9 protein-coding genes are annotated in these 14813 nt (G+C 44.7%); 1 reads left to right on the forward strand and 8 read right to left on the reverse strand.

Annotated features, from left to right (window positions below):
• Positions 1-148: 148 nt before the first annotated feature.
• The 5 genes from kdsB to KYS23_RS08310 all read right to left on the reverse strand — a co-directional run bounded on the left by kdsB (position 149) and on the right by KYS23_RS08310 (position 6548).
• The gene (gene kdsB, locus KYS23_RS08290; RefSeq protein WP_218418369.1) at positions 149-898 is read right to left on the reverse strand and encodes a 3-deoxy-manno-octulosonate cytidylyltransferase; all 750 of its coding nucleotides are present in this window, start codon (positions 896-898) and stop codon (positions 149-151) included.
• Between the two features lie 7 nt (positions 899-905).
• Positions 906-1100: a Trm112 family protein gene (locus KYS23_RS08295; RefSeq protein ID WP_013783967.1), complete on the reverse strand. Its 195-nt coding sequence runs from the start codon at positions 1098-1100 to the stop codon at positions 906-908.
• Between the two features lie 16 nt (positions 1101-1116).
• Positions 1117-2118: a tetraacyldisaccharide 4'-kinase gene (gene lpxK, locus KYS23_RS08300; RefSeq protein ID WP_218418392.1), complete on the reverse strand. Its 1002-nt coding sequence runs from the start codon at positions 2116-2118 to the stop codon at positions 1117-1119.
• 9 nt (positions 2119-2127) lie between these two features.
• On the reverse strand, positions 2128-3873 hold the full coding sequence (gene msbA, locus KYS23_RS08305; protein WP_218418370.1) for a lipid A export permease/ATP-binding protein MsbA: 1746 nt from the start codon (positions 3871-3873) through the stop codon (positions 2128-2130).
• A gap of 92 nt (positions 3874-3965) precedes the next feature.
• A complete protein-coding gene (locus KYS23_RS08310; RefSeq protein ID WP_218418371.1) occupies positions 3966-6548 on the reverse strand; it encodes a DNA internalization-related competence protein ComEC/Rec2 in 2583 nt (860 codons plus the stop codon).
• Positions 6549-6617: 69 nt separating this feature from the next.
• On the opposite strand from KYS23_RS08310, the gene KYS23_RS08315 reads away from it, so the two are divergent.
• On the forward strand, positions 6618-7154 hold the full coding sequence (locus KYS23_RS08315; protein WP_159530079.1) for a DUF2062 domain-containing protein: 537 nt from the start codon (positions 6618-6620) through the stop codon (positions 7152-7154).
• Positions 7155-7290: 136 nt separating this feature from the next.
• Here the strand turns inward: KYS23_RS08315 and ligA are convergent, their stop codons facing one another.
• The 3 genes from ligA to smc form a co-directional block, all read right to left on the reverse strand.
• Entirely contained in the window at positions 7291-9324 is a 2034-nt protein-coding gene (gene ligA, locus KYS23_RS08320; RefSeq protein WP_159530077.1) for an NAD-dependent DNA ligase LigA, read from the reverse strand.
• A gap of 193 nt (positions 9325-9517) precedes the next feature.
• The gene (zipA, locus tag KYS23_RS08325) at positions 9518-11095 is read right to left on the reverse strand and encodes a cell division protein ZipA (protein ID WP_218418372.1); all 1578 of its coding nucleotides are present in this window, start codon (positions 11093-11095) and stop codon (positions 9518-9520) included.
• Between the two features lie 19 nt (positions 11096-11114).
• Complete coding sequence (gene smc, locus KYS23_RS08330; RefSeq protein ID WP_218418373.1) at positions 11115-14582, reverse strand: chromosome segregation protein SMC; 3468 nt, start codon at positions 14580-14582, stop codon at positions 11115-11117.
• Between the last annotated feature and the right edge of the window lie 231 nt (positions 14583-14813).

Raw genomic sequence — 14813 nt, forward strand, 5'->3', positions numbered from 1 at the left:
ATGCCAGTGTTAACCAGTTATTGGCAACGCTTTGATTAGCCTTTCAGCAGCCTAATCATTTTTGCATTTGAATACCGTAATGTCTTTTGGTTTTTTTTGTTGGTTACTCGTTTTTTGAGCCGCTAAAAAAGCAAATAAAAAGCGCGGCCTACTCTAACGATGCCAGCAAACGCGCAAGATCCTCAAGCGTGTCGATACCTACGGGTGGTTTAGCATCGGCTACGTCGCAATGGATTTTGTCGCCATACCACAATGCCCGAAGCTGCTCGAGAGACTCAATTTGCTCAAGGGCACTAGGCTGGTAACTTACGTACTGCTGCACGTATTGTGCACGGTACGCATAAATGCCTATATGTCTAAAATACAACTTAGGATCAGCACTTTGACGGTTTTCCATCATACGATCACGTTCAAATGGAATGGCCGAACGAGAGAAATACATCGCCTCTTGATGTGCATTTACCAGTACTTTAACCATATTAGGATTGAATACATCGTCGCTTTCTAAAATGGGCGTAGACAAGGTCGCCATCACACATTGAGGTGCATTCGACAAATTATTTGCTACTTGCTTAATATTTGCCGCGGGTATGAAAGGTTCATCGCCTTGCACATTAACCACTATGCTATCAGCGGCAATGTTTTCTTTCTCTATCACTTCTGCTATGCGTTCGGTGCCTGACTGGTGTGTATCGGCCGTCATACAAACATGAGCAAATTGGTTAGCGGCATCGGCAATACGCATATCGTCAGTGGCGACTATTATTCGCTCAGCCCCCGCCTCAGTGGCTCGCTCCACCACATGCTGAATCATGGGTTTACCGTTAATATCAGCCAGAGGTTTACCTGGAAAACGGCTAGAGCCATATCGTGCGGGAATAACTACTGTAAATGCCATCACACACCTATCGCGTTGCGTCTACTTCATCGAGTGTCATTACCGTTGCTTTGCTTTCGATAAGCACCGGAATACCGTCTTTAATGTCGTAAGCCAAACGGTCAAAGCGGCAGATTAGCTTATCTTTTTCATCATTAAGCACCAACTTCCCTTTGCACACTGGGCATGCCAGTACTTCTAATAATTTGTTATCAAATGCCATTGTATTTCCTTGCTTGCTAAGGCGTCATTGTTAAGCCGGCATTAACCAGCTTGTTATCTATTTGTGTGAAAAACTTCTGATCGATATTTGCTGAAACGGGCAAATACCAACAATCGTTGTGGGCGATATCACTTACCTTCACCGCATCTTTTTCGGTCATTAGCACAGTACCTGATGGGATTTCATCTGCTGTAAATTGGTGATGGTCAGGGAAAGGTAACGTGCTTGACAGCGTTAGCCCCATACTCTTTAACTGCGAGAAAAAGCGTTCAGGCGCACCAATACCCGCCATGGCAGTAATAGTCTTACCGGATAAACTAGTAAGCTCAGTCTGCTCAGTGGGCTTTGTTACAGAGCACACTTCTGAAGCCTCTAGGTGCATAAGGTACTGAGGTGTTTGGCCTGCTTTAAGGTTTGGTATCTTATTGTCAGCACGGTTATGCACGATGGCATCTACGGTTGCCAGCCGCCAGTGACCTTCCCTAAGCGGCCCCATAGGTATTAAAAAGCCACTGCCGGTTAACCGTTCGTCCATTACCACCACTTCAACATCTCTTGCTAACGCATAATGTTGAAGACCATCATCACAGATAATGAGGTCGCAATTAAGATCATTTGAAAGATAATCTGCGCCTCGGCTACGTATAGGGTCAATCACCACGGGTACTTGACTTCGAATGGCCAGTAGTCGAGGTTCATCCCCTACTTCACTGGCATCATCATTCGCGGTGACTTGACGAGGGTAATAGCTAGACTTACCGCCATACCCTCTACTTAAAATACCAACTCGAATACCTTTTTCGCGATAATACTGCGCGAGTGCAAGTACTACGGGGGTTTTACCGTTACCGCCAACCGAAATATTGCCTACTACAATAACCTTAGCACGGCCGCGATACACTTTTTTCAGGCCTGTAGAGAACAAAAATCTACGAAAAGCTGATATCAGCCAGAAAAGTATCGCGAGTGGCGATAACAGCCACACTAGCGGGTGACCAGCGTACCAGCGCTTCACCATACGGTTCACTTAGTTATCACCAAACTGTAGCGCGTGAAGCTGCGCATAATGCCCACCTTTTTCAAGTAGCTCCTGATGCTTACCACTTTCAATAATGCGACCTTGCTCAACCACCATGATAGTGTCGGCATTTTCAATCGTCGATAACCTGTGTGCTACCACAATACTGGTACAACGTTTTTGCAATGTTTCTAGTGCATCTTGAATAAGCCTTTCCGATTCCGTATCTAGCGCCGAGGTCGCTTCGTCTAAAATCAGAATAGGCGCATCGGCTAAAATAGCGCGGGCAATAGCGATACGTTGACGTTGGCCGCCAGATAACATAAGACCATTTTCACCAATAACGGTATCGATACCTTCAGGTAAATTACCCAAAAACTCATCGACGTGAGCCATTTTGCAGGCTTGCTCAATTTTGGCCTGCGACGCGGTTTCTTTTGCACCATAAGCAATGTTATTGGCAATAGAATCGTTAAACAATGTTACGTTTTGCGACACTACCGCAAACTGCGCCCGTAGTGATTTTAAATCGATACTGTCTAAAGGGTTATCATCCAACCTAACTTGCCCACTTTGCGGGGAATAGAACCGGGTAAGTAGCGACGAAATGGTCGACTTTCCGCTTCCAGAACGCCCTACCAAAGCAACAGAGTGGCCAGGTTCTGCGGTAAACGAGACGTTCGTTAACGCAGGCGAATGCTTGCCTGGGTAAGTAAAGGTCACATCATCGAATTCAATTTTTCCAACTGCACGCTCTACTTTTATGTCGCCTGAATCGGCTTCGTTTTCCCTATCTAATATTTCAAATACGCTTACGCAGGCAGTCATGCCTTTTTGAAACTCATTATTAATCGTCGTCAGTTGCTTCAAAGGTTTTAGTAGCATCACCATACAAAACACCACGTTGATAAATACACCCGCAGAGAGCTTTTCAACCATGCCCGGCGTACTGGCAATATAAAGCACTACAGCTAACGCAACAGACGCAATAACCTGAATAGACGACACACTTAAAATTTGGGTAACCGCAAGCTTCATGGTTTGTTGGCGGTTATTATTATTTTTCTGCTCGAAGCGTTTTTGTTCGATGGTTTGCCCACCAAACATAATGACCACTTTATGGCCTTTTACCGCCTGCTCTACCGCAGAGGTTAAATTGCCCATCGCTTGTTGAATGTTTCGACTCACCACTCTAAACCGCTTACTCACGAATGAGACAATAACGGCAACTAAAGGGCCAATTAACAAGAAGATAATAGATAACTGCCATGAGTAATAAAACATTACCGCGAGTAGTCCAATAACAAGCGCCCCTTCCCGAACCAAGGTTAACAAGGCTTTACCAGAAGCATTGGCAACTTGTTCGGTGTCGTAGGTCACTTTACTAATTAACGCCCCCACTGCTTGGGTATCGTGGAATGACACCGGTAAATGGATATATTTATCGAACAACTGTTGTCGCATACGCATGACGACCTGCGCACCAATCCACGTTAATGTATAGGTACCAAGAAAGTTAAATAGACCCCGTAACAAAAACAAAGGAACTATCGCATACGCAGCTAATCGTAAGTACGCCTGATCATTTTTCCCTAGTGACTCGTCAATCATGGGCTGCAATTGTGCAAATACGAAAGTATCTACTGCGGAGTAGCCCACCATGCCAATAACGGCAACGAAGAAAGGGAGTTTAAATTCACGCAGATAGCGTAAAAAGCGTTTAACCTGGAAGGCCGACGGATCGGTTTGTTGCATCAAAGTGTTTTAACCTGTTCGTTATTCATTACTTTCACCCTAGCTATTGTACTAGTACTTGAGTAATTTCCCTAATCAACCCCATGCTTTGCTTAGAAATTGTCCTCATTTTTCAATTCAGATTCTGAAGAAACAAGGTGCCTAGGCGTGTAACTTGGCAAATACCATCGGTTTTGGGTGTCCTTTCGTTCTGAACTAACTATATAGTCACCTTCTGCGAACTCAAGTCGAATGAAACCAAATTCGCTAGTGGTAAACTGGCGAACGCCATAATGCTGGTAGCGAGAAAAAACAGATTTGCTTGGAAATTTCCATCTATTTTCATACCCTTGGGTATAAATAACCACATCAGGGGAAACACTTTGGATCCATATATCGGTGGATGAGGTTTTACTGCCATGATGTGGTGCAATTAACACATCAGCACGTACTGTCATTTTTTTGTAGTTACTTTTATCATCTTGAAAGCCGTTTTTTCTCGCATCAACTCCCACTGCCATTCGCCTTTTTTCTGCATGCAGTATGGCATACTCACTTGCTCGTTCAATATCACCAGGAAGCAGAATACTGTGGTGTCCATCATCAATTTTAATCACGCAAGACATAGCATTACTGTCTTCTTGATTCCCTTTTACAGGCCATAAAAAGGTAAGTGTTAACCCTTGCCAGTTTATTACCCTACCGCGCTCACATCCCTCTATCGGGCTTATCCATGTTGGTTGAATACCTTTGTTGTCTAACCAGGCTTTGAATGGTTTTTCCCCCCCTGCGTGATCAGTATCGCCATGACTATGAATAACCATATCTACTTGTTCACTGTTATTTCGCTTGAGGAATGCAGGTATAACCTTACTCGCTAATGGCGCTTCACCGTTATACATAGGCCCTGTATCAATAATGATGGCTTGGGGCCCCTTTGTTAGCGCAATTGCCGTTCCCTGCCCAGCATCAAACACATTTACAAACCAGCGAGTTGGAGAAGAATGAATAAAGGAGAAGGTAACGGGGAGTATTAGCAATAACACACAGGCCCATTTGTATCGCCACCTGGGTAATATTGTTAATAACATGGCGATAAGCAGGCAAATCACTGTGCCTGTGGTGGGATAAAAGTGAATTGCGCTTATTGGCCAAGATGCCGCTTCGCTCAAACACGCTAAAAGCCAGCCTAATACCCTATCTATTTTGAGTAACACCCAAATAGCAAAACCTAAACTGGCAGGAATATAATACCCCGCCATCACGGCAAGCAATGCAACAGGAAGAATAAGTGTAATGATAGGCAATACAAAGAGGTTAACGAAAATCCCTATAGTACTAGCCGTACCAAACCATAATAGGGTGATAGGCGCCATCGCAATACTAACCCCTAACTGCATGCAGCATAATGCCTTATACCAAGGCATTGCTTGAAACCGAAATCGCCAATTAAGCAGCCAAATACTCATCACCGCGCCAATACTTAAGTAAAAGCTGGCTTGCAGCAACGACAAAGGAAACAACACAATACAAGTGAACAGCATGAAAACGCCCATATGAAATGGCCGTAACACACTATTGAATACAGCAAAGCCTATACCCACTAACAATAAAACAAAGGCCCTTACCACAGGCAGCGCCATACCGCTTAACATGACATAGAGGGCCGCACTAATAATCAAGGTTGTTAATACGTAGCCCCTTAGGTTTATAAAAGCATACTTCCCATTCGCCATGCTGCTGGCGAAAAGAATCACCGCACTACAGGCATAAAATGCCGTCATGGCGATAATGGATAAGTGCATTCCCGATATACTGAATATATGTGCGGTACCCGTTTGCCCAATGGTTTGCCAGTCTTCTTTGGTCAACAGACTACGTTCCCCAATCAATAACGCCTGAAACCAGCGCATTTGAATAAGGGGCAGTGTAGATAAAAAACTCGACATATTGTGACGAGTGCTATGGTTGTGAACCACGGTTTCACTGTGTAACTGTTTGATATAACCCGTAGCAACAATTTCTTGGCTGGCAAGGTATTGTTGCCGATTGAAGCCTACTGGGTTGAGGGTTCCGTAGGCAGGTTTTAATTTCGCTATGGCAGTAAATTTGTCGCCGTTGTGTAAGCATATGCCCGTCACGCGATGGCTCAATGTCATTTTTCGAGTGAATTTCAGTGCTATATCGTCTATGGCTTTGACGTTGACGACATACGCCATAAATCGCTGTTTATCTTTTTCATACCCTGCGCTTTGGGAAGGTTTAGATATTCCTACGTTTGCTACACTTTCGATTTTTTCCGAGGTTTGTGTATTTACTCTATTTTCTTGGCTACCCACGGCGCTTTTTTGACCACTGAGACAGCCGCCATGGTCAACTACCGCATTAATTGTGACATCTTGTTGAATTTTGCTCTGTGGTAGTTGCCAAGATAGGTGCCAATACCCTAAACTCGCCAACCATGTAGCACCTATTAACGCGCCACTAACTACAATAAGGCCAAATTTCATCCAACGAGTTTGCTCGTTACCACTTATTGTTTGTATGTGAAAATTACGCATTGAAAGGAACAGCAGTACACCACCACCTATGGCCAGCGTCATCACTACGTTTAGCGATGGCAACGCGGGCCATAAAGCTGCGGTTGTTGCGCTAACACAAAAACTGCCACACCAAATTGTGATACGATTTACCATTGTTTTACGTAGCAATAAATATAGTTGGCTGAATGTAGCCCACAAGTTGATAGTTAACGAACGAGTGTTATGCCAAAGAAATTTATTAGACGTTTCCTGCCCGAACCGCAGGCTGTAAAGAACAACAAAATTCTGCGCGTATTTGGCAGCGTTTTGCACGAACCTAATTTATGGCATTTAAACAGACGTTCAGCGGCAGGCGGGTTTTGTATTGGGCTGTTTTTTGCTTTTTGGCCTGTGCCCTTTCAAATGTGGCTTTCTGCGGGCGTCGCCATTCCTTTTCGTGCGAATTTGCCGCTATCGGTAGCCACAGTGTGGGTAACCAACCCCTTCACCATTCCGCCCATATTTTATGCTGCATATAAAATTGGTTCTACTGTACTTGGGACCAAGCCTGAACACTTTGAATTCCAATTCAGTTGGCAGTGGGTAGTGGAAAGTATCAGCACCATTGGCCCCGCATTTTTGGTTGGCTGCGCAATTTGTTCCATTATCGCCAGTGCTGTGGGGTACTTCACACTTAATTGGATTTGGCGCTTTCAGGTAAAGAAAGCATGGGAGCGCAGAAGATTGGCTCGTGCAAAAGCGAAATTGCAAGCCCAGTAGCGTGCTCACCCTGCCGACACCCAGGCAGACAAACACGTAAATAAACACGAAAAAGGCGCTTTTAAGCGCCTTTTTTACATTTGAATGGTTTACGTTCTATTAATGCTGGCTGCTCATGCTGTACTAATTATAAAGGCTAGTCATGCTCTGCTAAAAAGGCGAGTAACCTAGCTTCATCCCACACGTCAACATCTAGCTCTTGTGCTTTGGTCAACTTAGAGCCCGCTTTTTCACCCGCGACCAAAAATGAGGTATTTTTCGATACCGAGCCTGCCACTTTGGCTCCCAACAATTGCAGTTTCGCTTTTACATCAGAGCGGCCCATTTCGCTTAGTGTCCCTGTTACTACGCAGGTTTTTCCATCCAGGGGTAACGCACTTTGTGGTTTTTTCTCAATTGCAGGCCAATTAATACCCGCCTCTAGTAAGGCGTCGATAACATCGGTGTTGTGCGGTTCGTTGAAGAAGTTATGCAAATGCGCCGCAACAATAGCGCCTACATCTTGCACTTCAATGAGTTCGTCTTCGCTCGCATTACGAACTGCATCAAGGGTTTCAAAGTGCATAGCAAGATTAGCCGCAGTAGCCTCACCGACTTCCCTAATGCCTAACGCATATAAAAACTTAGCAAGCGTTGTGGCTTTAGATGCCTCAAGAGAAAGCAACAATTTCGCAGCAGACTTCTCAGCCATTCGCTCAAGGCCTACCACATCGCCCAATTTAAGCTGAAAGAAATCTGCAGGGCTATGTACTAAATCGGCATCAACGAGTTGGTCGACCAACTTATCGCCTAAACCATCGATATCAAAAGCTTTTCGAGAGGCAAAGTGCTTTAACGCTTGCTTGCGCTGCGCCGCACATATTAAACCACCGGTACAGCGAGCAACCGCTTCATCTTCTAATTTTTCAACATTTGAGCCACAAACTGGACAGGATGTAGGAAAGGCAATGTCTCTCACACTGTCATCCCTTTTAGCTTGTACAACAGAAACCACTTGGGGAATAACATCGCCTGCACGTCGAATAATAACGTAGTCGCCTACTTTCACCCCTAGTCGGTCAATTTCATCTTGGTTATGTAGTGTGGCGTTTGACACAGTAACACCGCCAACAAACACGGGCTCTAATCTTGCCACTGGCGTTATTGCACCGGTACGTCCTACTTGAAACTCAACATCTAACAGTTTGGTTATTTCTTCTTGGGCAGGGAACTTCTGTGCAATGGCCCAGCGCGGCGCGCGTGCCACAAAGCCTAATGTTTGTTGTACGCTAATATCATCAACTTTAAACACTACGCCATCAATATCGTAAGGTAAGTCGTCACGAAGGGTCAATATTCGCTGATAATACGCTAAGCAGCCTTTGCCTCCCTCTGCGGTGTCGATATCAGGGCATAAGGGTATGCCCCACTCACCTAATTGCGCTAATCGCGCACTATGATGATGTGGCAGCTCAAAATCCTCAGGCGTAACCACACCCAAAGAATAGGCGTAAAACATTAACGGGCGTTTCGCTGTTACTTTTGAATCAAGCTGTCTAAGGCTTCCAGCGGCAGCATTACGCGGATTAGCGAAAACTTTACCGTCGTTAGCACGCTGATAATCATTAAGCGCTTCAAAGCCCTTTTTAGGCATAAATACTTCGCCGCGAACTTCCAATCGAGATGGGTAGTTTTCGCCGCGTAATTTAAGAGGAACGTTAGCAATGGTGCGAACATTGGTAGTAATGTTCTCGCCAACTTGGCCATCACCCCGAGTCGCTGCACGTACCATTTCGCCATTTTCATAAAGAATACTAACCGCCAATCCATCAAGCTTTGGTTCGCAACTAAAACCGAGTTCTTTATTGTCTTTCAGGCGATCGTAAATACGTTTTTCAAACGCCAATAGCGACACATCATCAAACGCGTTATCAAGTGATAACATAGGCACTTCATGGGTAACTTGCTCGAAAGCAGAAAGCGCAGAGCCCCCCACTTTTTGACTTGGCGAACTTACACTCTGCAATTCAGGGAATTGCTTTTCGATGCTAATGAGTTCCTGCATATCTCTATCATATTGCGCATCGGGCACTGTAGGGGCATCGAGCACATAGTATTGATAGTTGTATTCATTTATCTGCCCACGAAGTGATTCGGCGCGGGCTTTTGCTTGTTCTAACGTGTCTGACATGATGATACTTGCGTGTAATTTTTTAAAAGAAATGGCGGTTTCACTCTGCTAACTAAAACAAAAAGCAGCACGCTCACTCAATGCTAATTGAGTGACTGTACTTAACGCCAAATAATTGTCCTAATGGTAGCATGAGAAAACAAAAAAGGGCCGCTAAAAAGACAGGCCCTTTATGCAAATTTGTAGGAATTGACTACTGGCGGGTAATCATACGTTTGCGTTCAAACTCACGTATTTTTTCCATGTATTGCTGTAAACCTTGTTTAGTTAGCACACTACGACGTCCATCAAGCACTTGAGCACCGAACTCATCCGCCAACTTACGTGCAGCGTTGTGCATCATATTGAACACTTGATGAGGGTCGCCCTCAATGGGCAGGATCATAAACAGAGAAACACCCTGCGTGTTAAACGTTTCGAGACTATCAATATCGAAAATTCCAGGCTTAAACATATTAGCCAAGCTAAATAATACCGGCCCTTTACCATTTGAATTGACATGACGATGGAAAATATCTTGGTCACCAAACTTAAAGCCAAGCGTTAATAGCATTGGCAACAAGGCCGCGCCAGCTATTGGGTCGTCCTCGGGGGCTTTCACGTTGAGTACGAGTACTTCTTGCTCAACTTGCTCAGAAGCGCCGCCGTTTTGGGTGCGGCTGCCAGAAGCAGTAGCACTTTGCATACTGTTATCTTGGCTGTCTTTACTGGTACTTTCTGCGCTTCCTGCATTGGCTGCACTATCGTCAAAATCGATACGCATTTGATCATCGCCAAATTTAGGCTCTTGGCGCTTACGGGAAATAGGTTTGCTGCGCTTTCCTTTCATAAAGCGCTTAGCTTGTTCACCTAGGCCGCTGGCACTAACGACTTCAGCACCTTCGCTTGCCTGATTTTGGGTCTCTTTGTGGCCTGTTTGCGCAGTATTACCCGACACAGATTGTGTTGCCGGTGAGTCCAAACTGAAATCATCAATTTCTGGTGAGTTGTGTTCAGGCGTTGGTTGGCTATTGCCCGCATCAGGAGACACTGGTGTACCGTCTATAGCACTATAAGTCGCAGAAGGCTGGTTGGTAGCGGCAGTTTCAACTTCGCTAGCAGGTTCATCTTCGCCTTCTCGTAATAGAAAACCTGGCGGTTCTGGGAATGCATCTGAACTAAATCCATCATCTTCACTGGCAGGGGCGGAAGTGCTTTGAAGGTGTGGCTTTGGATTAGACACCACCGAACCATAAAGCTTAGGTTTATCGGCTACCTTTTCTTTCGGTGTATTAGTGTCGGAAGCGGAATCTTCAGCGCTCGATCCAGTACTAGAGAAATTAGCTTCTTTCTGCGTAGAATCAGCTAAAGGATCACCCGTTTCATTGTAAGGCGATGTTTTATCCGATACGTTATTAACATCACGCTCAACACTAGCATCGCTATCATCGGTGCCATAAAAACTTTTTGCTTTGGAGGTACTCGCCGCAGTGTGATTGTCATGGCTAGATGCATCATCTACGTTTTGCTCATCGCTTGTATGAAAGCTGTCTTGTGAATTTCCTTCAGCACTGCCGGCGCTAACCACGCGAACTTGGCCAATACCTAACTCGTCAAAACCTTTTGATTGCGAACTCTCTTCCTCGCCAGTATCTGCCCACTGACGAGGTTCAACCCGAGGTTTACTGCTCGGCTTACCGTTTTTGCGAATTTTCCAAATACCGTGCGCAAGCACTGCAATTATAAAGCAGGTACCTGCAAACAATAGTGATAGACGTAATTCATCTTCCATTTAGCTTCGTCGCCCTTTGTTATGCTTCTGCGAAAGCCATTGCTTGTTCAACATCAACCGCTACCATCCTAGACACACCAGGCTCTGCCATGGTAACACCGGTTAAATGACTTGCCATTTCCATCGCAATTTTATTGTGGGTGATATAAATAAACTGTACCGTTTGCGACATTTCTGAAACCAAGTTACAAAAACGCCCAACGTTAGCATCATCCAATGGTGCATCAACTTCATCCAGCAAACAAAATGGTGCTGGATTAAGCCTAAATATCGCAAATACCAATGATAAAGCGGTTAACGCTTTTTCTCCACCGCTTAAAAGGTGAATTGTACTATTTTTCTTACCAGGAGGGCGCGCCATGATAGTCACCCCAGTTTCTAGCAAGTCATCGTCGGTTAACGCTAAATAAGCAGAGCCTCCTCCAAACACTTTAGGAAACAGGGTTTTCAAATCTTGGTTCACTTGCTCAAACGTAGTAGAAAAACGGGTACGGGTTTCTTTATCTATTTTACGTATTGCGCTTTGCAATGTGTCTAACGCATCGGTTAAGTCATGATATTGAGTATCAAGGTGTAACTTTCGTTCCGATTGGGTATCAAATTCTTCTACTGCTGCTAGGTTCACCGCCCCTAACCGTGACAAACTGCCCTGCGTGCTTTCAAGTTCCTTCTGACACTTTGTTTCATCTGCCGCGTCAGGCAGTGTTTCAAGTATAGATTTGAGCGACTGCTTGCTGTCTTCTAGCTGTTCCAAAATAGCGGAAGCACGCACTTTAAAGCCCTCAATCTCAATATTGAGCTTTTCAATGCTACTCGTGCGCTCTTGAATGTCTTTGGCTAACGCCTGTTGACCTTTTTCTGACTCACGCAGCATTTGTTCTATTTCATCATGCTTAGATTGGTATTCGGAACGCTTGTTTTCAAGTTCACTTTTTTGTGTAAGCAGTTCTTGTAGTTGGACTTTTTGAACCGCTTGTGGCGCCGACAAATCTGTAAGCTCTTTGCTTAGCGTATCTCGTCTTGATTGATAGTCGGTTAGCTGTTGTTGGTTACGCGTTACCTGTTGGGCGTATAAGTTCTGATGACTTTCCAATTGCTGTACTTTTAATGCCATTTCATGAGCCTGATGTGTTAACGACTCTACCTTACTACGAAGTTGCGCCACCTTATTATCAAATTGTTCTCGGTTATTTTGCGCTTCGCTAACGCGCTCTTCGTATTCCGATAACTGCGCTTCATGAATTTCAAGCTGTTCAGATAATGTTATAAGCTGCGCATCTTCTTTACTCAACATGACGTTTTGCTTGCTTAATTCGTCTTTAAGTTTTACGCTTTGCGCCGCTAACTGCTCGTTTTGCATCACCAAGACAGACATGGCATTGGTATGCTGAACTAGGGTATTTTTAAGGTTCTCATAAGTGAGTTTGGCATGGTCACTTTGCTCAGTATTACGACTAACCAGCACAGTGGCCTCTTCTACTTTTGTCAGGGCTGATAATTTATCGTTTTCAATACGGTTAAGCTTTTCACTTAATTCAGCCAGCTTTGATGCTCTATGTAACACGCTGTTTTCAACTTCACCGCCCCGCACTACCCAATCTTTAGCACACCACAGACCTTCTTCTGAAAGTACGGACATTGTGTTTTGAAGGGTGCTGACCATATTCACTGCATCAGCGTTGGTTTCACACAATAGAATATGATTGAACGCTTCTGGCACCCGTTCGTTTGGTAAAACGGCAGCCAAGGTGTTGGGTTGTTTTACATCGGTGAAAGCTGATTGGGCAAACACCCGCCCCCCCATGGGCAAAAGCGGTATATGATTAACTAAGTCGTTTATTTCAAGAGAACCGGCAATATAAGGTTGATGCCAATAGCGCAATACGGTTTCCACACAGTCATTCAAATGTTCTGGCACATTCAGCTGCTGCCACAACAATTGTAAGTCGCTATGAATGTCTGAATTACTGGTAGCTGCATCGTCTTGTAGTGCAGACAGTGCCGCAATTGTAGATTGTACAGATTGTCGTTCGCCGTCTCGCTGTCTATGCAATGTGTCAGCTTGTGCTAAGGCTTGTTGACTGCTTTTAAGGGCTTCTTTGGTGTCGTTGTATTGTTCCAACGCCTCGCTTACCTGAACTTCGGCTTCATCAATTTGCGCGGACAACATGGCAATGCGATCGGCAATATCATCGGTATCAAGCTGGCTAAGCTCATCGTTCAGTTCACTGATACGCTGCGAAGTACGAAGCTGCATGTTCATTGTCGACTGAATTTGACTATGACAGGTTTGCACTTCTTGCTTTAAACGATGATAAATTTGTTCGTGCTCGCGACTTTGTGCACTGAAATCACGGCGTTCTTGCTCGGCATTTTCAAACATGTCTTTGGCTTGCGCCAAGGCTTCATCATTTAACTCTTGCTGGGGCACCAAGTTGTCTAAACCCGATTTAGACGTGGCCAATGCTTGGTTAGCTTCATCTAACCCAGTGACTAACAAGTTTGTTTGCTCATTCAACGTGACAAGTTCGGCCTCAATTTGCTGTTTGCGCTGCTGACTATGCAATTCGGTTTGTTCAATGCGAGTAATAGCGTTACTGGTGGTAAATAGCTGCTGCTGTACATCATCGGCAGCTTGTTTGTTTTGCGCCAGTTGCTCTTTGTAGGTGAGCATGCCCGCTTCATCGCCATGTTGCCGTAACACTAATGCATCAAGTGCTTGCTGGTGACCTTGCAGCGCCTGCTTTAAGTTTTCAGTTTGTTCGCTATTTTTTAAAAAGCGAATACCCGCTAATTGCCCCTTCAGTTCACGCACTTTCTCACGCAACATTTTATAACGGGTTGCAGTCGCGGCTTGGCGCTGAAGCTTTTCAAGTTGTTGACCAAGTTCATCACGCACATCATTTAACCGCGCTAGATTATCTTGGGTGTGGCGAATACGATTTTCAGTTTCCCGCCTTCTTTCTTTGTACTTGGAAATACCGGCCGCTTCTTCGATGAAAATTCGCAGCTCTTGCGGCTTAGATTCTATTAGCCGAGAAATCATACCTTGTTCAATAATGGCGTAAGAGCGAGGCCCTAACCCTGTGCCCAAAAACAAATCGGTCACATCACGACGACGACATTTAGTGCCGTTTAGAAAATAGGTAGATTGGGCATCGCGGGTAACTAATCGTTTTACCGACAATTCACTGTAGGTCGCATATTCGCCGCCAATTCGCCCTGCACTGTTATCAAAAAATAACTCAACACTGCACTGCCCCACAGGTTTGCGTGCGGTAGAGCCGTTGAAGATAACGTCGGTCATGGCATCGCCACGTAAATTCTTAGCAGAACTTTCCCCTAACACCCATCGTACGGCATCGATTACATTCGACTTTCCGCACCCATTTGGGCCGACAACAGCGGTCATTTCACTAGGAAAAGGAATTGTGGTTGGGTCTACAAAGGACTTAAAGCCCGCTAGTTTGATCTTTTTTAAACGCACAACAATACCTTACGCACTAAAGCTACGTAACAAGATGCGCCCCGTTGATATGGGTTAAATGTTATAAAAGAAATATTTAGCGTATTGGCTAAGTGCATTAGGAAGCACATTTTTATGGTTTTTATTATGCTTGGACTTTACCAAATCTAACAGCTTGTAACAATTACCATTTCGTTTGCGTTAGGGTGTTACGTATAATGTGTAAATAACTATGTTTTAGTAAAAGCTTTA

It is taken from the genome of Alteromonas lipotrueae (assembly GCF_019249255.1).
Classification (GTDB): domain Bacteria; phylum Pseudomonadota; class Gammaproteobacteria; order Enterobacterales; family Alteromonadaceae; genus Alteromonas; species Alteromonas lipotrueae.